This is a genomic window from Ruania albidiflava DSM 18029, assembly GCF_000421225.1.
Lineage (GTDB): Bacteria > Actinomycetota > Actinomycetes > Actinomycetales > Beutenbergiaceae > Ruania > Ruania albidiflava.
This window is the reverse complement of the sequence record NZ_ATWL01000020.1, coordinates 31193-56558: the sequence shown is the minus strand read 5'-3', so window position 1 is coordinate 56558 and position 25366 is coordinate 31193. Positions and strand designations below refer to the sequence as shown.

General features: G+C 70.4%; 30 protein-coding genes and 1 tRNA gene. 7 read left to right on the top strand and 24 right to left on the bottom strand.

The genetic code is table 11. The features are described 5' to 3' along the window. Together K338_RS0116935 and K338_RS0116930 are read left to right on the top strand one after the other, a co-directional pair. Positions 1-626: cytochrome c oxidase subunit I (locus K338_RS0116935; protein ID WP_022919350.1), on the top strand; the 626-nt coding region annotated here is incomplete at its 5' end. Then, entirely contained in the window at positions 623-1093 is a 471-nt protein-coding gene (locus K338_RS0116930; protein ID WP_022919349.1) for an aa3-type cytochrome oxidase subunit IV, read from the top strand. The genes K338_RS0116935 and K338_RS0116930, both read left to right, overlap by 4 nt. Before the next feature lie 54 nt (positions 1094-1147). On the opposite strand, the gene bla is transcribed toward K338_RS0116930, so the two are convergent. From bla to K338_RS0116895, 7 genes are all read right to left on the bottom strand, one after another. Next, positions 1148-2095 carry a class A beta-lactamase gene (gene bla / locus K338_RS23545; RefSeq protein ID WP_051154953.1) on the bottom strand — a complete coding sequence of 316 codons (948 nt, stop codon included), beginning with the start codon at positions 2093-2095 and terminating at the stop codon, positions 1148-1150. Between the two features lie 44 nt (positions 2096-2139). After that, entirely contained in the window at positions 2140-2622 is a 483-nt protein-coding gene (locus tag K338_RS0116920) for a hypothetical protein (protein WP_157612587.1), read from the bottom strand. Between the two features lie 258 nt (positions 2623-2880). Beyond that, a tRNA-Leu gene (locus tag K338_RS0116915) sits at positions 2881-2954 on the bottom strand. Between the two features lie 28 nt (positions 2955-2982). Continuing rightward, complete coding sequence (locus K338_RS0116910) at positions 2983-4380, bottom strand: NAD(P)/FAD-dependent oxidoreductase (protein WP_022919347.1); 1398 nt, start codon at positions 4378-4380, stop codon at positions 2983-2985. 60 nt (positions 4381-4440) lie between these two features. Then, positions 4441-5295, bottom strand: coding sequence for a uracil-DNA glycosylase (locus tag K338_RS0116905; RefSeq protein ID WP_022919346.1), 855 nt, complete (start codon positions 5293-5295; stop codon positions 4441-4443). Positions 5296-5302: 7 nt separating this feature from the next. Continuing rightward, entirely contained in the window at positions 5303-5779 is a 477-nt protein-coding gene (locus tag K338_RS0116900) for an aminoacyl-tRNA deacylase (RefSeq protein WP_022919345.1), read from the bottom strand. A gap of 93 nt (positions 5780-5872) precedes the next feature. Continuing rightward, positions 5873-6481 carry a dihydrofolate reductase family protein gene (locus K338_RS0116895; RefSeq protein WP_022919344.1) on the bottom strand — a complete coding sequence of 203 codons (609 nt, stop codon included), beginning with the start codon at positions 6479-6481 and terminating at the stop codon, positions 5873-5875. 120 nt (positions 6482-6601) lie between these two features. Between K338_RS0116895 and K338_RS0116890 the strand changes: the two genes are divergently transcribed. The 3 genes from K338_RS0116890 (at position 6602) to K338_RS0116880 (ending at position 9293) form a co-directional block, all read left to right on the top strand. Beyond that, positions 6602-7300, top strand: coding sequence for a winged helix-turn-helix transcriptional regulator (locus tag K338_RS0116890; RefSeq protein ID WP_022919343.1), 699 nt, complete (start codon positions 6602-6604; stop codon positions 7298-7300). A gap of 93 nt (positions 7301-7393) precedes the next feature. Continuing rightward, positions 7394-8848, top strand: a complete 1455-nt coding sequence (locus K338_RS0116885) for a sugar porter family MFS transporter (protein ID WP_022919342.1) — start codon at positions 7394-7396, stop codon at positions 8846-8848. 79 nt (positions 8849-8927) lie between these two features. Then, the gene (locus K338_RS0116880; protein WP_022919341.1) at positions 8928-9293 is read left to right on the top strand and encodes a VOC family protein; all 366 of its coding nucleotides are present in this window, start codon (positions 8928-8930) and stop codon (positions 9291-9293) included. Positions 9294-9384: 91 nt separating this feature from the next. Here the strand turns inward: K338_RS0116880 and K338_RS0116875 are convergent, their stop codons facing one another. From K338_RS0116875 to K338_RS0116835, 8 genes are all read right to left on the bottom strand, one after another. Next, complete coding sequence (locus K338_RS0116875) at positions 9385-10332, bottom strand: Ppx/GppA phosphatase family protein (RefSeq protein WP_022919340.1); 948 nt, start codon at positions 10330-10332, stop codon at positions 9385-9387. Positions 10333-10399: 67 nt separating this feature from the next. Next, positions 10400-10609: a DUF1206 domain-containing protein gene (locus tag K338_RS0116870; protein WP_022919339.1), complete on the bottom strand. Its 210-nt coding sequence runs from the start codon at positions 10607-10609 to the stop codon at positions 10400-10402. After that, the gene (locus tag K338_RS0116865) at positions 10564-11109 is read right to left on the bottom strand and encodes a DUF1206 domain-containing protein (RefSeq protein WP_027286967.1); all 546 of its coding nucleotides are present in this window, start codon (positions 11107-11109) and stop codon (positions 10564-10566) included. Before K338_RS0116865 ends, K338_RS0116870 begins: the two co-directional genes overlap by 46 nt. 147 nt (positions 11110-11256) lie before the next feature. Next, entirely contained in the window at positions 11257-11751 is a 495-nt protein-coding gene (locus K338_RS0116860) for a DUF501 domain-containing protein (RefSeq protein WP_022919337.1), read from the bottom strand. Then, on the bottom strand, positions 11748-12416 hold the full coding sequence (locus K338_RS24760) for an FtsB family cell division protein (protein ID WP_022919336.1): 669 nt from the start codon (positions 12414-12416) through the stop codon (positions 11748-11750). The genes K338_RS0116860 and K338_RS24760 overlap by 4 nt, the downstream gene beginning before the upstream one ends. 290 nt (positions 12417-12706) lie before the next feature. Further along, positions 12707-13987, bottom strand: coding sequence for a phosphopyruvate hydratase (eno, locus tag K338_RS0116845; protein ID WP_022919334.1), 1281 nt, complete (start codon positions 13985-13987; stop codon positions 12707-12709). 137 nt (positions 13988-14124) lie between these two features. After that, positions 14125-14868: a nucleoside triphosphate pyrophosphohydrolase gene (locus K338_RS23535; protein ID WP_022919333.1), complete on the bottom strand. Its 744-nt coding sequence runs from the start codon at positions 14866-14868 to the stop codon at positions 14125-14127. 3 nt (positions 14869-14871) lie between these two features. Next, entirely contained in the window at positions 14872-15435 is a 564-nt protein-coding gene (locus K338_RS0116835; protein WP_022919332.1) for a hypothetical protein, read from the bottom strand. A gap of 167 nt (positions 15436-15602) precedes the next feature. Here K338_RS0116835 and K338_RS0116825 point away from each other — a divergent pair, with 167 nt between their 5' ends. Continuing rightward, a complete protein-coding gene (locus tag K338_RS0116825; protein WP_022919331.1) occupies positions 15603-16976 on the top strand; it encodes a hypothetical protein in 1374 nt (457 codons plus the stop codon). A gap of 25 nt (positions 16977-17001) precedes the next feature. Here the strand turns inward: K338_RS0116825 and K338_RS0116820 are convergent, their stop codons facing one another. Then, on the bottom strand, positions 17002-18231 hold the full coding sequence (locus K338_RS0116820; RefSeq protein WP_022919330.1) for a DegT/DnrJ/EryC1/StrS family aminotransferase: 1230 nt from the start codon (positions 18229-18231) through the stop codon (positions 17002-17004). Between the two features lie 164 nt (positions 18232-18395). On the opposite strand from K338_RS0116820, the gene K338_RS23530 reads away from it, so the two are divergent. Continuing rightward, the gene (locus tag K338_RS23530; RefSeq protein ID WP_022919329.1) at positions 18396-19529 is read left to right on the top strand and encodes a hypothetical protein; all 1134 of its coding nucleotides are present in this window, start codon (positions 18396-18398) and stop codon (positions 19527-19529) included. Here K338_RS23530 and K338_RS0116810 read toward each other — a convergent pair. The 8 genes from K338_RS0116810 to K338_RS0116775 all read right to left on the bottom strand — a co-directional run bounded on the left by K338_RS0116810 (position 19504) and on the right by K338_RS0116775 (position 25361). Beyond that, positions 19504-19986 (bottom strand): hypothetical protein, encoded by a 483-nt coding sequence (locus tag K338_RS0116810; RefSeq protein WP_022919328.1) that lies wholly within the window; start codon positions 19984-19986, stop codon positions 19504-19506. The two genes, K338_RS23530 and K338_RS0116810, sit on opposite strands and share 26 nt — an antisense overlap. 20 nt (positions 19987-20006) lie before the next feature. Further along, on the bottom strand, positions 20007-20480 hold the full coding sequence (locus K338_RS23525) for a TadE/TadG family type IV pilus assembly protein (RefSeq protein ID WP_022919327.1): 474 nt from the start codon (positions 20478-20480) through the stop codon (positions 20007-20009). Further along, the gene (locus tag K338_RS0116800) at positions 20477-20872 is read right to left on the bottom strand and encodes a TadE/TadG family type IV pilus assembly protein (RefSeq protein WP_022919326.1); all 396 of its coding nucleotides are present in this window, start codon (positions 20870-20872) and stop codon (positions 20477-20479) included. The genes K338_RS23525 and K338_RS0116800 overlap by 4 nt, the downstream gene beginning before the upstream one ends. Further along, positions 20856-21059: a hypothetical protein gene (locus K338_RS0116795; protein ID WP_022919325.1), complete on the bottom strand. Its 204-nt coding sequence runs from the start codon at positions 21057-21059 to the stop codon at positions 20856-20858. Before K338_RS0116795 ends, K338_RS0116800 begins: the two co-directional genes overlap by 17 nt. 86 nt (positions 21060-21145) lie before the next feature. Continuing rightward, on the bottom strand, positions 21146-22081 hold the full coding sequence (locus tag K338_RS0116790; protein WP_022919324.1) for a type II secretion system F family protein: 936 nt from the start codon (positions 22079-22081) through the stop codon (positions 21146-21148). Further along, entirely contained in the window at positions 22081-22938 is an 858-nt protein-coding gene (locus tag K338_RS0116785) for a type II secretion system F family protein (protein ID WP_022919323.1), read from the bottom strand. Before K338_RS0116785 ends, K338_RS0116790 begins: the two co-directional genes overlap by 1 nt. 3 nt (positions 22939-22941) lie before the next feature. After that, complete coding sequence (locus tag K338_RS0116780) at positions 22942-24168, bottom strand: TadA family conjugal transfer-associated ATPase (RefSeq protein WP_022919322.1); 1227 nt, start codon at positions 24166-24168, stop codon at positions 22942-22944. Between the two features lie 224 nt (positions 24169-24392). Continuing rightward, positions 24393-25361: a formylglycine-generating enzyme family protein gene (locus K338_RS0116775; RefSeq protein ID WP_027286965.1), complete on the bottom strand. Its 969-nt coding sequence runs from the start codon at positions 25359-25361 to the stop codon at positions 24393-24395. Positions 25362-25366: the final 5 nt, after the last annotated feature.

The following is a 25366-nucleotide window of genomic DNA, read 5'->3' as shown; positions in this document are numbered from 1 at the left end:
CGTTCCTGTTCGGCGGGTTGACCGGCGTGATCCTGGCCAGTCCGCCGCTGGACTTCCACGTGACCGACACGTACTTCGTGGTGGCCCACTTCCACTACGTGGTCTTCGGCACCGTGGTGTTCGCGATGTTCGCCGGGTTCTACTTCTGGTGGCCGAAGTTCACCGGCAAGATGCTCGACGACAAGCTCGGCAAGATCCACTTCTGGATGCTGTTCTTCGGCTTCCACGGCACGTTCCTGATCCAGCACTGGCTGGGCGTGATGGGCATGCAGCGCCGCATCCCGGACTACCTGCCGGAACCGGACTTCGTCTGGATGAACCAGGTGTCCTCGGTCTCGGCCGTGCTGCTGGCGATCTCGACGCTGCCGTTCCTGTGGAACGTGTACCAGACCTGGCGGCACGCACCGAAGGTCACCGTGGACGACCCGTGGGGTTTTGGTAACTCTTTGGAGTGGGCTACCTCCTGCCCGCCGCCGCGGCACAACTTCGTCACCCTGCCGCGGATCCGTTCCGAGCGACCGGCCTTCGACCTGCACCACCCCGAGGTGTTCGCCCTGGACCACGCCGAGCCGGAGGGCACAGCAGGGGGGAAGACCGCCAGCACGATGGAAGGACGAGACCGATGAGCGTCAAGGTCCGAGGGCCGCGACAGACGACGGCGCACCACCAGCCGCGCACCGAGCCGTACAAGCCGATGCGACCCGAGGCGGTGTTCTTCGGCGCGTTGGTCGGCTTCTTCCTGCCGGTGTTCCTGCTCTACGGCTTCTGGTCCTACTGGGAGCCGATCGGCTCGACGGCGCTGGCGGTCTGCGTCGGGCTGTGGGGGCTGACCGGGGGCTACCTGGCCCTGGTCGGGCGCCGCATCGACGCCCGACCGGAGGACGACCCGGTGGCGGAGGTGGCCGACGGGGCCGGCGAGTACGGCACGTTCTCCCCGTGGAGCTGGTGGCCGCTGGTGATCGCCATCGGTGTGGGGTTCGCGTTCGTCGGTGCCGCGATCGGCTGGTGGCTCACCGGGATCGGGTTCATGGTCGGTCTCGGTGGCCTGGTCGGGCACGTCATGGAGTACAACACCGGGCCGCACGCGCACTGAGGCGTGGTCTGCGCCTTCCTGGAGAGCCTGCCGCCCTGGACCAGGCCAGCAGGTTCAGTGCCCCACGGCAGTCAGCGCTGCACGTGCTGCCGCGACGAGCACCGTGTTGTCGTTGTCGGCTGAGCGGCTGTCGCTACGGGTGAGGACCGAGATCACAGTGACTGAACCGTCGGGTCGCCAGACGATACCGGCGTCGTTGACCACGCCGAACTCACCGGCACCGGTCTTGTCGGCCAGCTCGTACTCGCCATCCAGGGCAGCGCGGAGCCGCTCGTCGGCAGTGGTGTTCCGCAGCATCCAGTCGCGGAGCCTGGTCTGCCCGAGCTGGCCGAGCCTGCCCTCGACCAGGAAGGCCTGGTAGAGCCTGGCGATGTCGGCCGGTGTGGTCGTGTCCCGTAGGTCGCCGGGTTCGGCCTCGTTCAGCTCCGGCTCCCACCGGTCCAGACGCGTGGCCGTGGCCTGGAACCGACGAGCGAACCGGGTAACGGCGGCAGGCCCGCCCAGCTCTTCCAGCAGCAAGTTGCCTGCGGTGTTGTCGCTGAACCGCAGCGCCGCGTCAGCCAGCTCCGACACGGTCATCTCCCGCTCCTGGTGGGCTGAGGTGATCGGCGAGTTCTCCACGATGTCCTCAGGTCCGAACGGAATCTTCTCCTCCCAGTAGTCACCGTAGGGGGAGTGCTCGGTCAGGAGCCCTGCGACGGCGAGCACCTTGAACAGCGAGCACATCGGGAAGGGTTCGGTGTGCCGGTAGGCGACCTCGCGACCTGTGCTGAGGTTCGTGGCGTACAGGCCGATCGTGCGCCCGGTCCTCTCCTCCAGGTTCTGCAGCTCTGTTTCTCCGGCCGGGTTCTGCAGCTCTGCGTCTCCGGCGGCGGGCGAGGGCTGTCGGCTGCAGGCAGTCGCGGCCAGAACAGCGGCCAGTCCCCCGGTGGCCAGCAGGCTCCGGCGAGTCGGGCCCCGGCGCCTCGACGAGGCCCGCTGCCGGACACATTCCTCATCCACTGGTGGGGTGTCTGGTGCACACGGTCCCGATGGCGCGGTCGTCGTCATGCGGCAGTGGAGCGGCCGGCCCGGCCGCGGATGAGCACCGCAGCTGCGCCGATACCGGCGGCGGCAGGCAGGGCCGCCAGCAGCCCCCACATCGGCGGGAACACCGGCTCGGCGTACTCGGTGACGAACAGCATCGTCAGCGCCAGCACGACGTTCACCACGACCGCGGCGACAACCGCCCCGGACCCCCAGCGTCGACCGGCCCTCGCCCCCAGGCCGACCAGCAGCCAGAGGACGACGAGCACTCCTCCAGCCGTGTAGACCAGGCCGTAGATCGCTCCCGGCTCGGCGGCCACGCCGTGGGCGCTGTACATCGAGACCGAGTACGCCTCCAGCGCACCGGTCGTCAGCTGGTCCACCGCCGCCCCGACCACCAGGGCGAAGGACAGCACCATCGGCAGCAGCAGGACTCCTCGCGACGAGGTCGCCCCGGGCCGAGCCGTACTTGCAGCATCGTCTTCTCGCTTATTTCGGAACATGTTCCATAACGTAGAGAGGTTGGTCGAGACTTGTCAACGCCACCGGCCCAGCAGGCCAGGCATCGGCGCGGAACGGCGCGGCGCACGGGCGCACCCATCAGTGAGCGGGCGGCACCTAGGGGCGTCGGGCGCGGCGCCCTCCTGGGCCTCTGTTCGGCTCGCAGCGCCGTCGTCCGCAGCTGCTACCGGATCGGACAACAGGCAGCCGCCCTGTGCGCACAGCCCAGCGGCTGGGCATGACTGTCTCGCCGTTGCCGGTGCCCCCACTGGGACTCGAACCCAGACTGCACCGATTTTAAGTCGGCTGCCTCTGCCGGTTGGGCTATGGGGGCCGCTGCGATCCTACGGCCCCGCCGACGGCTACTTCTGCACCGGCTCCTTGTTCGGCCTGCTCACCCGGCCGGCTGCGGCAGCGATGAACGCCTCCCGCGGGCTCTGCAGCGAGCCCAGTGCCACCAGCTCGCGGTCGAACACCAGCGCGGTGGTCCAGTCCAGCAGGATGCGGGCCTTCCGGTTCAGGCTGGGCATCGCCCACATGTGGTAGGTGCGGTGCATGAACCAGGCGAGCGGACCGCGGAACTTGATCCCCTGGATCTGCGCCACCCCTTTGTACAGACCCAGCGAGGCGACCGTACCCATGTTCTTGTGCGAGTAGTCGGTGACCGGCTCACCGGTGAGGAACCGGACGATGTTGTCGCCCAGGTGACGGGCCTGACGCACGGCGTGCTGCGCCGTCGGACCGCAGAGCTTGTCCACCTCGCCGGTGGAGATGTCCGGGACGGCCGCGCAGTCCCCCGCGGCCCAGGCCCCCTCGACGATCTCACCGTCGGCGTCGACCACCTGCAGCGTGGGCAGGGTGCGCACCCGACCCTGGGAGTCGATCGGCAGGTCGGAGTCGGCGATCACCGGGTTGGCCTTCACCCCGGCGGTCCACACCAGGGTGTCGGAGTCGAACTCGTCGCCGTCGGAGCAGACCATGTGCCCGTCCTCGGCGGAGTTCAGGAAGGTGTTCAGCTTGATCTCGATACCGCGGCGGCGCAGCTGCTCCAGGGCGTAGCCGCCGAGCTCGTCACCCACCTCCGGCAGGATGCGCCGGGTGCCCTCGATGAGCACGAACCGCATGTCCTCAGGCCGGATGGAGTCGAAGTCCTTGCACGCGGCGCGGGCCATGTCCTCGATCTCGCCGATCGCCTCGATACCGGCGAACCCGCCACCGACGAAGGTGAAGGTGAGCATCCGGCGGCGCGCGTCCGGGTCCCAGGTGGACGCGGCCACGTCCATCTTGTTCAGCACCTGGTTGCGCAGCGCGATGGCCTCTTCGATCTGCTTGAAGCCGATGCCGTTCTCCGCCAGGCCAGGGATGGGCAGCACCCGGGCGACGGCACCGAGGGCCACCACCACGTGGTCGTAGGAGACGTCGTAGGACTCCCCCTCCACCGGGGTGATGGTGGCCTTCCGCTCGCCGTGGTCCAGGTGGGTCACCCGGCCGGAGAGCACCGTGGTGCCGCGCAGCAGCCGGCGGTGCGGGGCGACCACGTGCCGCGGTTCGATCGACCCGGCGGCCGCCTCCGGCAGGAACGGCTGGTAGGTCATGTAGGAGCGCGGGTCCACCACGACGATCGCGGCTTCGCGCCGACCCATCCGCTTGCGGATCTGCAGCGCTGTGAACAGCCCGACGTAACCGCCACCGAGGACCAAGATCCGGGGGACCTTGCGAGTGCGTTCGGCGCGGGCACTGCTGGCAGGTGCGTGCGTCATACCTCCACTCTAGGGCGAGGGACCGGCCCTGGCAGCGTGGTCTTGCACACGCCAGCAGCGCTAGGCCGGTCGCACGTCACGGGCCCGGATGAGTACGTCGTCGAGCATCTGCTCGGTGAGCCGGCCAGTGAAGGTGTTCTGCTGGGACACGTGGTAGCAGCCGAGCAGGTGCACGGCTGGCGGCTGGGTGCCGCGCGGGGCCGGTGGCAGCACCAGCGCCTCAGCGCCGTGGCCGAACTTCGGCAGCGGCCGGGGCACGCTCCAACCGAGCCGGCGCAGTGCCGCCAGGGTAGCCTGCCAGCTGATGCCACCGAGAGCCACGATCGCGGTCACCGTGGGGGTGAGCAGCTCGATCTCCCGGTCCAGCCAGGGGGCGCAGGTGTGCCGCTCGGTGGTGCTGGGCTTGTTGTCCGGTGGGGCGCAGCGCACCGCTGCGACCATCCGGGCACCGGTCAGCGTCAGCCCGTCGGCGGCGTCCACGCTGAGCGGCTGGTTGGCGTAGCCCACCCGGTGCAGGGCGGCGAAGATCCAGTCCCCGGACCGGTCGCCGGTGAACACCCGCCCGGTGCGGTTCGCTCCGTGCGCGGCCGGCGCCAGCCCGACCAGCAGCAGACGGGCCCGTGGGTCACCGAACCCGGGTGCGGGCCGGCCCCAGTAGGGTTCGTCGGCGAACGCCCGCCGACGGCGGTGGGCCACCTCCTCGCGCCAGGCCACCAGCCGTGGGCACGCCCGGCACACGCTGGAGCGGGCGTCGAGCACCTCCAGGCTGCGGGCGGAGGCGGCCAGGCGGGTCACCTGGTCGGCGTCGGTGGCGCGGGTGGTCCGGGGCGCGGCGGGGTCACCGGGCCAGCCGGTGCCCGGTGGCACCGGGGAGGGGTACAGGTCTCCCGTGCGGGGGTGCGGGAGCAGGGTCACGACGGCGTCACGCGGGGTCGGTCACGTCCGCCACCTGGGCGTGCAGGTGCTCGGTGAGCGCGTCACCGTCCACAGTGGCGGCCACGCCGTGGGCGCCGCCGCCGATGGAGACCGCGTGGGCGCGGATGCGTTCGTCGGCGATGACCGGCCAGGGGTGGCTGGCGCCGAACGGGGTGATCGTGCCGCGCTCGTAGCCGGTGACCTCCTTGGCGGTGGTCGCATCCGGCATGGACAGCCGGTTCACGCCCAGCAGAGCGCGCAGCTTCGGCCAGGAGATGGTGCGGTCTCCGGGCACGAGCACGAACAGGAAGTCGCCCTCGCCGCGACGCACCACCATCGTCTTGATGATGTCGGCCGGCGCCACCCCGCGGGCTGCCGCTGCTTCCGCCAGGGAGCGGACCATGCCGTGCCGGGTGACCTGGTGCTCGAGCCCGGAGGCGGCGAGGGCCTCGGTGGCTGGCGTGGACGGTGCGGCATCGGTCACCTCTTCACTCTACCGAGCCGTACAGCTTCTCGACCCGCATCGCTGAGTCTTTCCGGACCGCAGGTGATCGCGCACCGCCGGTCAGCGGTGGGCTCAGCGACTCCTCGTCCGCTGGTACGTACTCACCACGACGCCGCTGGACAGCGGCTGGGTCATGGTTCGGGTGAAGGAGGCCGACGGAAACCCGGGACCGAACAACCTCGTCCCACCACCCAGCACCAACGGGTAGAGGGCTAGCCGGTACTCGTCGATGAGGTCGTGCTTGGCGAGAGTGCCGATCAGCTGTGTGCTGCCCCAGACGCGGATCTCGCCGTCGACCTGGCTCTTCAGTCTGCCGACCGCTGCCGCCGTGTCTGCACCGAGGAGGTAAGAATTCTTCCAGCTGAGCTCCTCCAGGGTGGACGAGGCCACATATTTGGGCACGCGGTTGTAGTGGCGGGTGAGCTCACCTTCCAACCCATCGGCATTCTCGTCCCACACGCCCCAAGCATTGGCCCAGATCTCGTAGGTAGTCCGGCCGAGCAACAGCGCAGCGGTGCGCCTCTCCCAGTGGCGGACCAGATCGTTGATCTCTCCCCCACCATGCTCTGCGTCGTAGTCGAGCGTCCAGTGTGGTTGTTCGATGGCGGGCTCGCCCGGCCGGACGCTCGACTGCACCACACCGTCGAGGGTGACGAATGCCTGCACCACGATTCTGCTCATCTGAGTCCCTTTTCTTGATGCGTTGAGTCCGGCGACCGCGTCGCCCGGCTTAGCACTGAGGCTGACTTCATTTAGACAAGCATACTTTTATAATAGAAGCAGCTCCGGTAACATCCAGGTATGCGAGACCGTTCCTATGGCCAGTTCTGCGGACTGGCTCGGGCCGCTGAGGTGCTGGGGCAGCGGTGGACGCTGCTCGTGCTGCGCGATCTGCTGCTCGGACCCCACCGGTACTCCGACCTTCAGGAGGGACTGCCCGGCATCCCCTCGAACGGGCTGGCACGGCGCTTGAAGGAGCTGGAGGCAGACGGGTTGGTCGTGCGCGAGTTGAGCACGGGCCCGGACCGATCTGTCCGCTACCGCGCGAGCGCACGTGCCGAGGAGCTCCGCCCCGCTCTGGACGCGCTATCCCTGTGGGGTGCCGAGCAGATGCGCGAGCCGCGGCCCGGCGAAATCCTCACCTCTGCCGCTCTGGCAAGTGCGCTGCGATCGGGATTCCGCTGGGCGGACCCGGCCAAGAACAGCGCTGGCACCGTTGTCTATGAGGTCCGCGTCGGCGACGCCGTGGCCCATGCGGTCGTCATCGATGGCTCGGTACAGGTGGCCGTCGGGACGCACGAGGACGCCGACCTCCGCCTGTCGGGCGGTGTCGCTGTGCGCGATGTGCTGGCTGGCGAGCTCGACCTGAACGAAGCAGTCGAGTCCGGAGAGATCACGGCTCGCGGCGATCGCGACCTGTTCAGCAGATTCATGGCGACCTTCCGGGTGCCCTATCGTCACGCCGCTGCATCAGCCGGGCCGGACTCGGTCTCCCGGTGACTGTCGCACCCCCTCGGCGCGCGAACCACTGACGGAGGCCGTACTCTCACTGCCACGGCGCCGAGCCTTGGTGCCGAGGGAGGAGCCACAGTCGTGGAGGACAAGCCGGCGGTCAGCCGCCTGAATGCTCGCGTGGTCGGCATCTGCATCGCCGCAGCGCTGGGCGGGTTCCTGTTCGGGTTCGACACCGCAGTGATCAACGGGGCGGTGGATGCGCTGGCCGGGCAGTTCGAGCTCGGGGCCGGGCTCAAGGGGTTCGCCGTCTCCTCGGCACTGATCGGTTGCGCAGTGGGAGCCTGGTTCGCCGGTCCGGTGGCGAACAAGCTCGGCCGGGTGCCCACGATGATCATCGCCGCGGTGATGTTCTTCGTCTCCGCGGTCGGCTCGGGGCTGGCGTTCGGCGTGGTGGACCTGATCATCTGGCGGGTGATCGGCGGCTTCGGTGTCGGCGCAGCCTCGGTGATCGCTCCGGCCTACATCGCCGAGGTCTCCCCTGCCCGGGTGCGCGGCCGGCTCGGGTCGCTGCAGCAGCTGGCGATCGTGACCGGCATCTTCGTCGCCCTGCTCTCCGACGCTCTGCTGGCAAACACCGCTGGCGGCGCGGCGGAGCAGCTGTGGGCCGGGCAGGAGGCCTGGCGGTGGATGTTCCTCGCCGAGGCGATCCCCGCTGCGGTGTACGGACTGATCGCCATCAAGCTGCCGGAGTCGCCCCGGTTCCTGGTAGCCCGCGGGAAGGTGGACAAAGCCTCGCAGGTGCTGCACGACTTCACCGGCGAGCTCGACGTCAACCTGAAGATCGAGCAGATCCGCAAGACCTTGCAGGCGGAGAAGCGAGAGTCGCTGGGCGACCTGCGTGGGCACCGGCTGGGCCTGAAGCCGATCGTCTGGCTAGGCATCCTGCTCTCGGTGTTCCAGCAGTTCGTCGGAATCAACGTGATCTTCTACTACTCCACCACGCTGTGGCGCTCGGTCGGCTTCGAGGAGTCGGACGCGTTGACGATCACGGTGATCACCTCGGTGACGAACATCGTGGTGACGATCGTGGCGATCCTGCTGGTGGACCGGGTCGGCCGGCGCCCGATCTTGCTCGCCGGGTCGGTGCTGATGACGCTGTCGCTGGGGCTGATGGCCGTGGCGTTCTCGTTCGCCACGATGGTCACCGGTCCGGACGGTGAGGCCACTGCCGAGCTCGGCGAACCGTGGTCGCTGATCGCGCTGATCAGCGCGAACGTGTTCGTGGTCGGGTTCGGCGCAAGCTGGGGCCCGCTGGTGTGGGTGCTGCTCGGCGAGATGTTCCCGAACCGCATCCGCGCCGCTGCCCTGTCGGTGGCCGCCGCCGCACAGTGGGTGGCGAACTTCTTCATCTCGACGACGTTCCCCACCTTCGCCCAGATCGGCCTCACCTTCGCCTACGGCTTCTACGCCACGTTCGCGCTGCTCTCGTTCTTCTTCGTGCTCTGGAAGATCCCGGAGACCAAGGGGCTCGAGCTGGAGGACATGGGCGAGAACCCGGTGGTCAAGCGCGGCAAGGTGGTCGCCACGGACTGAGCGCGCGGGCCGGGGTATTGACGGCGATCCGGTGAGGGCGCAGAGTGTCACCTCACCGACGAGCGCACGGAGGCGCACCATGGCACACGGCGACATCACGCACATCGACATCCCGGTCGGCGACCTGGACCGGGCCGGCCGGTTCTACAGCGACCTGTTCGGCTGGCAGATCAGCGAGGTTCCCGGGTACGAGGGATACCCGATGTGGCAGGCCCCGAACAAGATCTCCGGCGGCGGGCTCGCCCCGCGCGGAGAGGGCTTCACCCAGCCTCGTTCCTATGTGGAGGTGGACTCCATCGACGACGTGCTCGCGAAGGTCAACGCGCTCGGCGCCGAAGTGGTCGCGGAGAAGTCCCCGATCAGCGAGACGTCCTGGTGGGCGGCGTTCCGGGACCACGACGGCAACGTGATCGGCCTGTACGAGGGCACCACCGAGACCCCCTGACCTGGTTCCGCGAACGCTCTGCTTCGCGGCGACACGCCGGGCGGGAGCCGCGAAGCAGAGCGTTCGCGGGTGGCGGGGGTGAGGTGCTGGCTCAGGCCCGGATGGAGCGGGCGATACCGTCGAGGATGTCGTGCTCGCTGGTGATGACCTGGTCCAGGTGACCTCCGCCGTCGGCGACCTCCTGGGCGACCCTGGAGACCACCTCGGACCAGATCAGGGCGCCGGCCCCGATCACGTCCACCCGGCCCGGGTGCAGGAAACCGAGCGCAGCGCGGGCCTCCCGCGGCAGGGTGAGCATCTGCTCGCAGGCCGCGCGCACCTGCTCCGGGGTGAGCCGCGCACCGTCGATCCGCTCCCGCTGGTACTCCTGGAGCCCGAGAGCCGCAGCGGTGATGGTGGTGACCGACCCGGCTACGCCCACCAGGGTGCGCACGGACGCCAGCGGCAGGGCGGCTGCCGCCTCCTCGAGCGCTGCGCGGATGTCGGCACGAGCCGCGTCCAGCTCGGCGACGGTCGGCGGATCGGTGTGGATGTGCCGTTCGGTCATCCGCACCGAGCCGATGTCCAGGGAGATCGACTGCTGCACGCTCTGCCCGCCCAGCACCAGCTCGGTGGACCCGCCGCCGATGTCCACCACCAGGCGTGCCGGTGGGTCGTCGGGGCCGAGGATGCGCACCGCACCGGCGAAGGAGAGCGCTGCCTCCTCGGTTCCGGTGATCACCTCGGCGTCCACACCGAGCGCCGCGCGCACGCCGGTGAAGAACTCCTCGGAGTTGGCGGCGTCCCGGGAGGCGGAGGTGGCCACGAACCGCACCGCCTGCACCTGGTGCGTGCGGCACTCTGCGGCGTACTCGCCGGTGGTGGCCAGCGTGCGCTGCAGCGCGACCGGGTCGAACCGGCCGGTGCGGTCCACCCCCTGCCCGAGGCGGACGATCTCCATCCGGCGGACCAGGTCGGTGAGCGTGCCGTCGGCGGACCGGTCGGCGATCAGCAGGCGGATGGAGTTGGTCCCACAGTCGATGGCTGCCACACGAGTCACGCAGCACAGCCTGCCACGTCCCGGGATGCTCTCTGCGCACACCGCTCAGCGGGACAGGTGCCGCCGGTCAGCGGGACAGGTGCCGCGGCAGGTGCCAGGCCCAGGCGAATGCGTACAGGCCGAAGCAGGCGAACCCGACCGCCATCGCCACCAGCGCTGCGGGGCCGAACGGTTCTCCGAGCAGACGGCCCAGGGCTTCGTCCAGCCCACCGGAGTGCTCCGGCTGCCGGGTCACCGCGGCCCACACGAACAGCAGCCCGACCAGCAGGAAGCCCACCGCCCGCGCGCTGTAGCCGCCACCAGCAGCCGGCCGTAGGGCACCTCCATCAGCCGGGCCGTGATCGTGTCCGGCCGCGTGCCGCCCCCGGCCGAGCCTGCGCCGACCGCGATCTTCGCTGCGCTCACCGCCAGCGCGCTGTAGACGACTGCTCGGCCCAGGGAGACCGCCCGGCGGAACCACCGCCGCATCCCGTGCTCCTGGCGGTGCCCGACCAGGGCGTCCAGCAGCTGCCAGAGCACCAGGGCGGCGAACCCGCCGGCGAGCACCACCAGCAGCACCCGGCCGAAGGCGTCGCCCGCCAGCTCGTGCAGCGCACCGGACGTGCTCACGTCCGCGCCGCGGGTGCCGAGCGCCAGCTGCAGCATCAGCCACGCGAGCAGCAGGTGCACCACTCCGTAGCTGACCAGCCCGACCCGTACCGCATGGTCGAGCGTGGCGCTCTCCTCCGCCTCGCGGCCTGCGGCTCGTGCCGTGCTGCCCAGCTCTTCTGCGCCCACCCGAGCCTCTCCACGCACCGCGACCGTTGCGCCCATGCTAGTTCGGCGGTCGGGGCTCGGCTCGTCCAGCAGCTGTGCTTCCAGCGCTTCGAGCACGTGTGCGTGCAGGAACCAGCCGATGACAGGACGGCACGTGCCCGATGGCTCTCAGCAGGTGCAGCGGTCTGGGCGCCACACCGGTGCGATGAGCGCCAGCGCCTCGTCCCCGAGCGGGTTCACGCCCGGGCCGACCGCCAGGGAGTGGGCCACCAGCACGTGCAGGCATTTCACCCGGGTAGGCATGCCGCCGGCGGAGATGCCCTCGATCTCGGGCACCTCGCCGAGCTCGGCGCGCCGGCGCAGATAGTCCTCATGGGCGCGCTGGTAGGCGGCGGCGAGCTCCTCGTCCTCGGCCAGGCGCTCGGTCATCTGCCGCATCAGCCCCTCGGCCTCCAGGGTGCCGACCACGCGCACCGCCCCAGGGCTGGTGAGGTAGTAGGTGGTCGGGAACGGGGTGCCGTCCTCCAACCGAGGCGCGGTACGCACCACGAGCGGACGGCCGCACACGCACCGGGCCGCCACTCCGACCACCCCTCGCGGCGGGCGGCCGAGCTGCTCGGCGATCACCTCCAGGTCACCGGGGCGCAGCGCCTCAACGCTCACTCGTCCACCTCACCGGCCACCTGCACGGAGTCCCACACGGTCAGGTACCAGGGGCCGTCCTGCGGCACCGAGACCGGCCCGTCCTCGTCGTCCTCGCCTGGCACCTCTTCACCGGTGACGGTCTGCGGGTCGACCACCCGGTAGGGGGTCTCCCCCGGCATCACGTAGCCGAGCCGCTCGCGGGCGCGGGCCTGCACGAACGCCGGATCGTCCCACTTCTCGATCTCGCCCTCCAGCACAGTGGTGCGTTCTTCGCTGGCGGCGATCTGGGCGGCGAGGGTGCGAGTCTGCTCCTGCTGGGAGACGTAGGCGCGCAACGTGGGCGCGAGCACGATGAACGCCATCAGCGCCACGACGAACAGCACCAGGCCGCGCACGGTGATCTGCCGGGGCTCCTTCGGGGTCTCCGCGGCCACTGGCGCCTTCCGGGTTGCGGCCTTGCGGGTGGTGGCACCGGCCGGTTTGCCGCGGGGGCGCGGGGGCACCGACGGTGGGGCTTTCCGAGTGCTGGCAGCCCGCTGGCTGGCGCTGCGGGTGCTGGTCCGCCGGGTGCTGGCCCGGCGGCCGGTGGCTGTGCCGCGCGTGGTGCTGCCGGCAGGCGTGGACGCTCCGCTGCCCGCAGCCCGGGTGCGGCTGCGCGGCGTGGGTGGGCGTCGCGTGGTCACGAGTTCATGTTCTCTCAGCGCGGCGCGATTGGCGGGGAACGTGGGGGCGCGAGTCGCGGGGCAGCACTGCCATCGCGGCGCTGCGAGCTCGGCCGGCGGCCATCGGAGGTCGCTCTGGCGGTCGGAGGCTGGCGGCGCTTCCCTCGGATCGCTGCGGGTACCTCCGATACAAGCGCCGGCAGCAGCGCGTGGAGGAGAAGAACGACGGCGGAGCCCACCCTGGCAGGGTGAGCTCCGCCGTCGTGGGTGGTGGCCAGGTGCGCCGCGCACGGCGCACCTGGCCGGACTGATCAGCCCTTGTACCGCGGGAACGCGGCGCGGCCGGCGTACCGGGCCGCCTGGTCCAGCTCGTCCTCGATGCGCAGCAGCTGGTTGTACTTGTTGATCCGCTCGCCACGGGCGGGAGCACCGGTCTTGATCTGCCCGGCGTTCACTGCCACGGACAGGTCGGCGATGGTGGTGTCCTCGGTCTCACCGGAGCGGTGGGAGACCATCGCGGTGAACCCGGCACGCTGGGCCATGGTGACCGCGTCCAGGGTCTCGGTGAGGGTGCCGATCTGGTTCAGCTTGACCAGCAGGGAGTTGGCTGCGCGCAGCTCGATACCCTTGGCCAGCCGCTCCGGGTTGGTGACGAACAGGTCGTCGCCGACGATCTGCACCTTGTCGCCGATCTTGCTGACGAGCTCGGCCCAGGAGTCCCACTCGTCCTCGCTCAGCGGGTCCTCGATGGACACCAGCGGGTAGTCGGCCACCAGGGACTCGTAGTAGGCGATCGTCTCCGACGGGGAGGTGGCCTTGCCCTCGAAGGAGTAGGCGCCGTCGGAGAAGAACTCGGTGGCGGCCACGTCCAGGGCCAGGGCGACCTGCTCACCAGGGGTGTAGCCGGCCTTCTCGATGGACTCCACGATCAGGTCCAGCGCGGCGCGGTTGGAGTCGAGGTTCGGTGCGAAACCGCCCTCGTCACCGAGCCCGGTGGCCAGGCCGCGCTCCTTGAGCACGCTCTTCAGCGCGTGGTACACCTCGGTGCCCCAGCGCAGCGCCTCCTTGAAGGACTGGGCACCGATGGGCGCGATCATGAACTCCTGGATGTCCACGTTGGAGTCGGCGTGCGACCCGCCGTTGAGGATGTTCATCATCGGCACCGGCAGCAGGTGGGCGTTCGGGCCGCCGACGTAGCGGAACAGGGACAGGTCGCTGCTCTCGGCGGCGGCACGGGCCGCGGCCAGGGAGACGCCCAGGATGGCGTTGGCGCCGAGCTTGCCCTTGTTCGGGCTGCCGTCCAGGTCGATCAGGGTCTGGTCCAGGTGCCGCTGGTCGGCGGCGTCCAGGCCGAGGATCTCCGGGGCGATGGTCTCGGTGATAGCGGCGACGGCGTTCTCCACGCCCTTGCCGAGGTAGCGCGACTTGTCCCCGTCGCGACGCTCGACTGCCTCGAACGCACCGGTGGATGCGCCGGAGGGAACAGCTGCCCGGGCGAACGACCCGTCCTCCAGGGCGAGCTCGACCTCCACGGTCGGGTTGCCGCGAGAGTCGAGGATCTCGCGTGCTCCGACGGCCTCGATACTGGCCACATTGACTCCTTATTGACGAGTTCAGCTTGAGGTTTTCGCGCTCCACTGTAGTCGCCGGCGCCCGTTGCGGATCACGGCGCGGGCCCTGGGCTGCCCCGGGCTCTCGGCGGCCGCCCGCACACGTGGACCTGCCACCCTCAGGAGCGGTCGGCCTCCGCTGCGTGGATCGCTGCCTCCAGCTCGCGCACGCGGGCTCGCAGCGCGGCCTCGGCGTCGATGCCCTCGGCGCGGGCGCGGCGCACGGCGGCGAGCAGGTCGTCGGCCACGGTGGGGCCCTCCGGCACAGCACGGGTGGCCTCGGCGTCCGAGTCGCGGGCGGCACCGCTCCCGGTGTCGCCGGCGGCGCCGGTGGGCTGGTCCAGGGCGATGCCGGCACGGTCGGCGCGGGAGAGCACCTTCTGCGCCCGGGCCAGGGCCGGCAGGGAGGCGGGGATGCCCTCGAGCACGGAGGCCCGCGGCTTCTCGGTGGCCTTGATCTCCTCCCAGCGCCGGTTCACCTGCTCAGCGGTGCTGGCGTCGCCGTCGGAGAACACGTGCGGATGCCGGCGGACCAGCTTGGCGACCAGGCCGGCGGCGACGTCGTCGATGTCGAACGGGGCACCGATGCTGCCCTCAGTGCCGACCCGGGCGTGGAACAGCACCTGCAGCAGCAGGTCGCCGAGCTCCTCGACCAGAGCGTCCCGGTCACCGGTCTCGGCGACCTCGGCCAGCTCGTGCGCCTCCTCCACCGCGTACGGGGCGAGGGAGGCGTGCGTCTGCTCCGCATCCCACGGGCAGCCGCCCGGGGAGCGGAGCCGGTCCATCACGGCGACGGCGCGCAGCAGGGCGTGCCCGGTCGGCGCACCCGTGCTGGGCTGCTCGGGCTCTGCCTCCTCGGTCACGGCTCAGCCGGCCGCCTGGGTGTCGTCCGAGGTGTCGATCAACCAGTCCGGGGTGGTCTGGGCGATGAACAGTCCCGTGGTGGAGGAGGGATCCCACTCGCCGTAGCGGGGGTTGACGGTCACGTCCAGGGCGGCGAGCTCCTCGGTGATCTCCGCCTGGATGCCTTCGGCGTCCGCCTGGCTGCCGGTGTACATCTCGGTGACCATCAGCATCCGGGTCACCTCCAGGGCGCCCTCCGGGAAGGTCTCCGGGGCGTCCACGTTGGCCTGCTCGGCGATCGAGTCCAGGTAGGCCTCGGCATCCTCTGCGGAGGCGGAGAACCCGTGGTTGGCAGCGACCTCGAGGGTCACCTGCGCCTGGATCATCGAGCTGAGCATGGTGGCTGGTGCCAGCTGGGTCTGCAGGAACGGCTGCAACGCCTGGCTGGACTCGGACAAGGTCTGCTCGGAGATCCGCTGACCGTCCACCACGGCGGCAGCACCGGGATGTGCGGAGCATGCGGTCAGGGCGAGCCCGGCTGCCACCAGGGACGCCGCGATACCCAGCGGTCGAGACTTACGTGCCACCGATGAACCCTTCGCCGATGCGATCGTTGCCGGGTACATCGTAGGTGAGGAAGCCGATGATCATGCGCACCATGAGTCGGACACAGCTGCCGCCAGCGGCTCGAGCACCCCGATTCGCCCCTGCGCCGAACGCTAGGCTCAGGTCTGCGACAGGGCCAGGAGGGAAGATGAGCAGGCACCGCAGGGCTCCCGCTCTGGACGACGTCATCGTCGGGGTGGTCGGCGCAGACACCTTCCTGCACCGGGTCGCCGAGGTTGCGCGCACGGAGGTGCGCGCGCCCTATCGGCTCGTCACCGCGTCGGACGCCGGTACCGGTGGCTCCTACGGACAGGCGCTGCGCATCGCCAAGGACGTTGATGTGCTGCTGTTCTCCGGACCGCTCCCCTACGACCTCGCGATGGCGGGTGAACCGCTGCCGGTACCGGCCACGTTCGTTCCTCTTGGCGGGGTCGCGCTGCCGACCGTGCTGCTGCGTGGTGCGCTGACCAGCACGATCGAGACCGCGCGGATCAGCATCGACTCGGTGAGCCCGCGTGAGGTGCAGGAGATCTACGCAGAGCTCGACCTGGCGATGGACTCGGTGCACGTCATCGAGTACCGGGAGTCGATCTCGCCGGAGGAGTTCGTCGACTTCCACGTGGAGCACTACCGGTCCGGGCGGACCAGCGGCGCGATCACCACAGTGCCGGAGGTGGCCGAACGGCTGACCGGTGCAGGAATCGCGAACCTGACCATGGCTCCAGCACCGCTGACGCTGCGCAACTCTCTGCACACGGCACGGTTGCTCGCCAGCGGGGCGAAGATGGAGGACTCCAGGATCGCCATCGTGATCGTCCGGCTCCCTGCCTCTGACCTGCCGAACCGCACCAGCTCGAGCAACTACTGGTTCCAAGAGCTCACGCTCTCGCTCCACCGGGCTCTGCTGCACGAAGCACGTCGCATGGACGCTGCCGTGCTCCAGCGTGACGAGCAGAGCTTTCTGGTGATCACGACGATGGGTTCGCTCCGCACCGGGACCGAGGACCTGCGCCGCGCCCCGTTCCTGGCCAGGATCTCCGCTGACCTGGGCATCGGGACCGAGGTCGGTATCGGGCTGGGGAGCACCGCGCTGCAGGCTGAGGCGAACGCACAGGACGCGGTGAATCTCTCCGCCGAGCGGCCCGGGGACCGGGCGTACCTCATCGGCGGGCACGGCGGTCCGCTCTCGCTTCCGGCGTCACCCGGGCACAGCCCACCCGCGCCCGGTGCACCGATCCCGGCCCGGCACCTCGAGACGCTGCGGCACATCGTCGAGGCCCTGGGCGCGGACGGGGACCACAACTATGTGGTCGACGCCGAGCAGGTCGCCAGCGTGCAAGGGGTCACCGTGCGCACCGCCCGCCGGACGCTGCGGACTCTTGTCGATGCGGGCCTCGCCTGGCCGATGCCACCGGTCCGGCAGCAGCGCGCAGGCCGCCCTGCGGTGCGGTACCAGCTCTTGGACGAACGGATCCGGGACGCAGACCCGGCCGATCATGACACTGCCTCCCGGCGTGCCTGAACAGCCCGGTGCCAGCACACCGGTGCTATCGAAGCAGCACCTCGTCCAGCTCCGCGGCTGAACGGGCGACCTTGGCGATCGCGGCGGCCACGGCCCGGGTCTGCTCCTCAGTCCCGGAGAGGTAGCGGTGCGGCAGCCAGATGGTGTCGGTGGCAACCAGGTCCGCCCGCGGGCACGGCGCCTCCGGGTAGGGCTGTCCGAGGCGGTCGGCAGCTGCTCGGGCTTCGGTGAGCACCGCCTCGTTCCGGTGCAGCGGCACGTATCCGGGCGAAGCGGCGACACCCTCGGCGGCCAGAGCCTTCACCGCGGCGTCCCGGAGCCCGCGTCGCCCCAGCTCGGGCAGCCGCAGGAGGAACAGGTGGTGCCCGTGGCTGGTCAGGTGCGGGTCGGGCGGTGCGAGCTGGACGCCCTCGACCTGGTCGAGGTCAGCGCGCAGCAGCTGGCTGCGATGCTCCCGGAGCACCTGGTCGGCAGGGTGGCGACGCAGCTGGGTGCGCAGCACCGCGGCCTGGAACTCAGTCAGTCGGAGGTTGTAGCCCACGTGCTGGTGCTCGTACCAGCCTCCGCCGCGGGTCCGGCCGACGTTCACCTGTGAGTACAGCGCCTCGGCGAGCGCGGGATCTGAGGTGGTGACCAGACCGCCCTCACCGGCGGTGATGTTCTTGCTGCTCTGGAAGCTGAACGTGCCCACATCGCCCATCGAGCCCACTGCTCGGCCCCGGAAGCGGGTGCCGATCGCCTGGGCACAGTCCTCGACCACCGTGATGCTGCGGGAGCGGCCCAGCTCGCTGAAGGCATCCATGTCGGCGGCGCGCCCGGCCAGGTGCACCGGGATGATCGCCCGGGTGCGTTCGGTGATGGCAGCCGCAGCGGCCGCCGGATCCAGCAGGTGCGTCTGCGGGTCCACATCGGCGAACACCGGCACCGCACCGAGGAAGAGGGCGGCGGAGGCGGTCGCGATGAACGTGTACGGCGGCACGATCACCTCATCGCCCGGGCCCACACCGCAGGCACGCAGTGCTGCGACGATCGCCAACGTGCCGTTCACCACAGCGGTGCCGTGCCTGGAGTCCTGGTACCGGGCGAACTCCCGCTCGAAGTCCGCCACCACCGACCCGGCGGTGCTCCCCCATCTCCCGGACCGGTAGACCTCCACGAGCGCAGCCTCCCCGGCTTCATCCGGTTGCGGCCAGGCAGGGAACTCGCCCAGATCCCGCAGTGCAGGCGTGCCGCCGTGCACGGCAAGGTCCGCCATGGACGATCTCCTTCCATTACGGACAGGCTCTATCCGGCCCACGCTAGCGACGTAATGAGGCGTCGTCGATAGGGTGTGCGGAACGAGGGCATCCGAGACGGCGAGGAGCAGACCGTGCGCGCAGGGGCAGCGGTTCGGGACATCACCCCTGACCAGGAGGTCCGATGTCCGGCTACGCCGCCCGGACGGCGCCCTCAGCAGGGGTGCACGACCCACTGACCGTCCGTGCGCTCGTGGTGGAGCGCACCGCGCTGGTGACCGTGGACGTCGTCGGGCTGCACGAGGACACCTGCGCTCAGGTGCGGGCCGTGTGCCGACCGTGGGCTGACCACGTGCTGGTGCACGCGACCCATACCCACAGCGGGCCGGTGAGCATGCCTGGGCGGCTTGGCGCCGGGCTGGTGGAGAGCTGGTTGCCGGCGGTGGTGGAGGCGTGTCGGGACGCCGTCGCCGAGGCCAGCAGCAGGCAGCAGGAGGTCACGGTGCTGACCGGCTACGGCCCGGATCCCGGTGTCGCGAGCAACCGGCGCCGCCCGGGCGGGCCGGAGGACCCGGCACTGCCGGTGCTCCAGCTGGTGCGCGCCGATGGCAGCGCGTTGGCGACGCTGGTCTCCTACGCCTGTCACCCGGTGGTCCTCGGCCCGGACAACCACCAGCTCAGCGCGGACTACCCGGGCGGTGTGCGCCGGCTGCTGGAGCAGCACGGCGGCGGGACCGTGCTGTTCGCCACCGGCTGTGCCGGTGACCAGAACACCGGCCACGCAGTCGACGGCGGGAGACCGTACGACCCGACCGACCGCACCTTCGCCCGCTGCGCACAGGTGGCCGGCCTGATCGCTGCCGCTGCGCAGAAGGCCGAGCTGCGCAGCGGTACCGGCGATGTCGCCGCCGCGAGCACCGCCGTCGAGCTGGATCTCGATCTGCCCACTGCCACCGAGCTGCGGCACGGCCGGGCCCGCTGGCAGGGTCGGGTGACTGCGGTGCGTTGGGGTCCTGCGGTGCTCCTCACACTGCCGGGGGAGCCGTTCTGCCAGGCCGGTCTCGAGCTGCGAGCGCACATCCAGGGGGCGGCCGCCGTGTTCGTGCTGGGCTACACCGACGGCTGTCCGGGCTATCTGCCCACCGCTGCGGAGTACCCGTTCGGTGGCTATGAGGTGTGCGATGCGCACCGGTACTACGGGATGCCCGGTCCGTTCGCCCCTGGGTCGCTGGAGCGCCTGGTGGAGGAGGTACGGAGGCTGTCAGCGGCAGTGGAGGCGGCCGACGATGCGCTCACCGGGCCACCCCGCGAGCAGTGACCTCGACCGGGAACCCGTCGGCCCAGGGCATCAGCACCCAGGGCAGCACCGGCGGGCGGACCCGGGCGGAGAGGGTCACCTCCGCCACGCTGCCGTCCGGCGTGCCGGTGGGTGGCACCACCGCGAAGGCCTCGAACTCGTCGGTGACGGCAGCCGGGGCCGCGGCCAGGTACTCCTGCACGGCAGCGTGCACCGAGGCGTCGGTCAGCGGCAGGTGGTCCACGCCCGGGTCGGTGTAGTAGCGCTCGGCGTCGACTGCATCGGCGGCGTCTGCTGCGAGCGCGTCGGCGAGGGCGAGCAGCTCTTTGCGTTCCAGGTAGATGGCCGAGACGGAGGCGACCACCAGCACCAGGGTGAGGGTGAGCACGCCGAAGACCAGGGAGAGCAGCAGGATCTGGCCCTCGTCCTCCGACCCGCTGGTTGCTCGCGCCCACCGCGCGCGCCACCATCTGCTCATGCGGGTTGGCCACCGGCGGTTCACGGTGCCTCCCGGAAGTCGTCGACGGCGGTCATCGCCTGGGCCTGTACGTGCACCGTGGTCCCGAGCGCCTCGTCCAGGAATGGCGGGACCAGCGGCAGCGGCACGTCCGTGGCGACCTCGAGGTGCAGGTAGGCGCCTGGTGACAGGCACGGGTCCTCCTCGCAGGTCACCTGCAGCACACGGCCACCGTCGACATCCAGCCCTTGGTCAGCGAACGCGAGCTCGACGGCGAGCGCCGCTTCCGCCAGCCCTTGGTCGAAGGTGTCCGCCTGCGCGATCAGCCGGCCCGCGTCACGTGCGGCACCGTCGGCGGCGAAGGTTGCCGCCTCCACTCGGCCGAGGGTGATGATCAGGTACACGACCGGTACCAGCAGGACGAGCCCGACGCCGAGGAACTCCACCACGGCACTACCGCTCTCTCCTGGACCGCACCGGGAGAGCCGGACACGGAGCCGACGCAGCAGCTTCATCGTTGCTCGTCCACGGCTCGTCCGGTCACGTCGATCATCCCGGAGGGACCGAGCAGCCCGAGCACCGGGACCGGGGCAGAGACCCGAACCTCCACGACGTCCACCCCGCGAAAGTCCGCGCGGCCGATCTCCACCTGGTCGGCGTACCGGGACGGCAGGGTGGAGTCGATCAGCCAACGGGTCCGGGCGGCGCCACCGGTCAGCGAGCTGCCCTCCAGCGCGGCGTACCGGGCCCCCTCCGCGGCGCTGTCGATGAGCACAGTGCGCACATGCAGGACCAGCGCCAGCTGGACCACACCGAGCACCAGCACGGTGACCAGCACTGCCACCAGCAAGAAGTCGACCAGTGCCGAACCGCTCTCGGCGCGGGGTGACTCAGGCCCCGAGGACACGGTCCATCGCGGTCTGGAACACCTGGCTGAGCGCTTCACCGGCCAGTGCCCAGATCAGCACGACCAATCCTGCTGTCATCAGCGTGACCATCACCCAGCCGGGCACATCACCACGCTCGGGTTCAGCGCGCACCTGTTCGATCCTGTGCTGCCACCAGCTACGAGCATGGTCTCGTATCGGCTTCATCTTTGTGCTCCTTTGCTCCCGGACCGGCTGCTGCCAGGTCTCTCCTCTCCTCCTGGACGGCGTCTCCCCCACGCCGTCGGTGCGGCTCACCCGATGCGCAACACCACCAACCCAGGGAAGATCGCGAACAGGATCGAGATCGGCAGGATCACGAAGACGACCGGGACCATCATCGCGATCTCTCGGCGCCCGCCCTCCTCCATCAGCGCGCGGTGGCCGACCTCGCGGGCGTCCTGAGCCTGGGCGCGAAGCACGTCACCCAACGGGGTGCCCCGATCGACAGCGGTAGCCACGCCGTCGGTGAAGCGTGCGATGGCCGGCACATCAGTGCGCGCTGCCATCCGGTCCAGCGCCTGGGTCAGCGGAAGCCCGGAGCGGACCTCGGTCAGCGTGAGCTCAAGCTCTGCGGACAACTCACCACGCGTGCTGCGAGCGACTCGCTCCAGGGCAGCCACCGGGGCCTCACCGGCCCCCACGGCCAGAGCGAGCAGCTCGGCGACCGTCGGGAACTCGGCCATGATCCGCTTCTCCCGTGCTGTCACCTGGCGACTGAGGAGCTGGTCGCGGGCGAGCGCCCCACCTAGGCCGGACAGCAGCACGAGCACAACCAGAGCTCCCAACGGCGTATCCCGAAGCGTCCCCAGCAGCAGCGCCGCGGCCAACCCTCCGGCGAGGCCGAGCGCTGCCCAGATCACCTGCTCCACCCGGAAGTGCTCGACGGGCAGCGGCGAGCCGGCACGGATGAGACGACGCTGCACCCCGGCGGCAGGGCTCCCGAGCCGCTCGAACGCTGCCACCAAGTCACCGAGCACCGGCTGCAGCATCCGTTCCAGGGTCGGGAAGGGAGTGTGCACCGGCCTGCTGCGCAGCAAGCGCGAGGTGCTCGGCCGCTCTCTCAGGTAGGGCGAGACGCGATCGATCAGGCGCACGCGGCGCGCACTGACCCGCGACAGGATGAGCACCAGCCCGAACCCGAAGGCCAAGCCGAGCGTGGCGCCGGTCAGTGCAGGTGCAGTCACCATCAGCGCAGCACCCGCTCGTCCTCGGGCAGCCGTCCGACCCGCACCATCGCCAGGTAGGCGCCGATCGACGCCACCCCACCGACCAGCAGCACCACGGCACCGGCCGGGCTGTTGAACGCGTCGACAGTCTGCGGCCGGGTACTCAGCATCGCCAGGATCAGCCACGGGGCGGCCGCGGCCAACCGGGCTCCGTTCACCGTCCAGGACTGCCGCGCCTCCAGCTCGCCGCGGGCGCGCAGATCCTGGCGGAGAAACTGCGAGAGCGTCCGCAGCAACGTACCCAGGTCTGTCCCGCCCACCTCGCGGGTGAGCCGGAGGGCCTCGAAGATCCGGTCCGCCACCGGGTCAGCGAGACGAGCCTTGAGCCGGTCCAAGGCATCGATGAACCGGCCGGTGGCCCGGTAGTCCTCGGCGAACTCGGCGAACGCGGGCCGGAGCGGTTCTGGTCCGCGTTCGGCCAGGCTGCTCACCGCTTCTGGCAGCGACATGCCAGCGCGGATCGCGGAGGCGAGGTCATCGACCGCGTCGGGCCACAGCTCCCGAAGCGCCACCCGGCGCCGGCGTGCGCGCACCTGGATGTAGGCCTGGGGCGCGAGCGTGGCGAGCACTCCGAAGGCCGCTGCAATCGTGGGCGAGGAAGACAGGCCGAGCACCACCAACCCCACGACCAGGCCGACAGCCACGGACGTGGTGAGCACCGCCGTCGGGGTGAGGCTGGGCATGCCCGCCTGGGTGAGCAGATCGTGCAGACCGCTCGTGCGCTGGTTGCGGCGCGCCCGTCGCGGGATGGGCGGCCAGCAGGACCACCAGAGGCAGACCAGTCCGGCCCCGAGCAGCAGTCCCGCAACGGCACCCACGGCTCAGCTCCCGGCCAGCAGGTCCGGCAGGTTGAACCCGGCACGCTCGAACCGTTCCGGGTGTGGGGGGAAACCGTCGGTGCGCACCAGCTCACCCCCGGTGCGAACGAACAGCGGTGAGATCTCGACGACCCCCTGCTCGACCCGACCGGACAATGCCACGATCTCAGCCACCTCGCGGTGCGCGTCCGCACGCAAGTCCAGGTGCACCACCAGGTCGAAGGCGGCGGCAACTGTCGGGACGACGAAGTGGGCGGAGACGTTCTCGCCGGCCAGCAGCGGCAGCGTGGTCATCTTCGTGACCGCGTCGCGGGCGGAGTTGGCGTGCACGGTGCAGGCACCCGGGATGCCCGCGTTGAGCGCGATGAGCATGTCCAACGCCTCGGCCTCGCGGACCTCACCGATGATCAGCCGGTCTGGCCGCATCCGCAACGCTTCCTTGACGAGGCGGCGTAGCGGGATCTCGCCGGTGCCCTCCAGGTTCGGCTGGCGGCACTGCATCGCCACCCAGTCGCGGCAGTCCAGCTGGAGCTCGAAGACCTCTTCACAGGTGACCACGTGCTCGTGGGCGGGGATGGAGCCGGCGAGCGAGTTGATCATCGTCGTCTTGCCCGCCTGGGTCGCACCAGAGACGAGGATGTTCAGCCCGCTGGCGACCGCTGCGTGCAGGAAGCCGGCGGCCTGCTCGGTGAGCGACCCGAGCGCGACCAGGCCGTCCAGGTTGCGCGAGCGGACCAGGAACTTGCGGATGTTCACCGCCCAGTGCCGGCGGGTGACGTCCGGGATCACCGCGTGCAGGCGTTCTCCGGTGGGCAAGGTGGCGTCCACGAACGGGGTACTCAAGTCGAGACGCCGCCCCGAGGTGCGCAGCATGCGTTCCACCAGCTCGTGCACCTCTTGCTCGGTGAGCATCGTGGTGGTCAACTCGGGGCGGCCGTGGCGCGCGACGAATATTTGGCCGGGCGCGTTGATCCAGATCTCTTCCACCTCAGGGTCATCGAGGTGCTGCTGCAAGGCGCCCAGGCCCACGATGGCATCGCGCACAGCCTTGATCGCCTGGTCCAGGTCCTCCAGGCGCGGCACCAGGCCCTGCAGGGAGCGGTCGTCGTAGTCGGCGACGGCGTCCCTGATCAAGGTGTGCACGTCACCGGTATCCCGGCCCGGGTCCAGGCCGCGGCGGCGGATGAGCTCACGCACCTCTCCCTCGAGGAGTGCCACGCCGTCAGCCATCCCGAACGCCCCACTGGTCGCTGTCTGCACCGTCCGCCCCGGTGCGGTGAGTGCGATCCAAGGTAGCGGAATCGCGCGGGGCGCGTGGTGCGATTGTGGATAAGTCTCCGTGGCGCGGTGGCTGCAGCGGCGCCCCTGGGGCGACCACGACGGTCCGGCAACTGACAGGTACGGCATCCGCTGGCGGACCGGCTACCAGGGCTGAACGCTCAGACCCGGCCGACCTAGCCGCGCACCGCCACGGTGCGGAACCCCGCATTGCCCATCGAGGAGTCCGGGGTGTTGGAGGAGCGGGCGGCGTTGCGGTACCGGTTGCAGTAGGAGTCATGGCACAGGTAGGAGCCGCCGCGCATCACCCGGGCCATGCCGATCTTCGCACCCGTCGGCTCATGTTCTGGCGAGCGGCCGTAGTAGCGCGGGTCGAACCAGTCCGCGCACCACTCCCACACGTTGCCCACGGTCTGCCACAGTCCGTAGCCGTTCGGGGCGAAGGTGCGCACCGGGGCGGTGGTCAGGTAGCCGTCCTCAGTCGTGTTGGAGCGGGGGAAGCTGCCCTGCCAGATGTTCGCCCGCCACTTCCCACCCTTGCCGGGGAAGTCACCTCCCCACGGGTAGCGGGCGCCTTCGAGGCCGCCGCGGCTGGCCGCCTCCCACTGCGCCTCGGTGGGCAGTGCCCGGCCGGCCCAGGTGCAGTAGGCGAGCGCGTCGTTGTGGGACACGTGCACCACCGGGTGGTCGCCCAAACCCTCGATCGAGGAGTCCGGGCCGCCGGGGTGGGCCCAGTCGGCGCCCTTGACCCCGAGCCACCACGGGGTGCCCGCGGCCGGACCCATCACCGCGTCCTTCGGGGCGGCCAGCGCCAGGTGGAACACCGCGGAGAAGCCGAACAGTTCCGCCTCGGTGCGGTATCCGGTGGCGGCCACGAAGCGGGCGAAGTCGGCGTTGGTCACCGACGTGGCGTCGATGCTGAACTCCTCGAGGGTGACCGGGTGCACCGGCGTCTCCCCGTCGGCGTGGTAGCCGACCCCGTCCGTATCGCCCATCAGGAACGTCTGCGCGGGCACCACCGCCTGCTCGATGGTGTGCCGTGGCCCAGGACCGCCACCGCCGGCGAGGTCCACCGGCACCGGACCTATCGCGGCCGGCTGCTTCTCGGCGCCGTCGTCGCGCATCGGCGCACAGCACGAGGACATCCCGG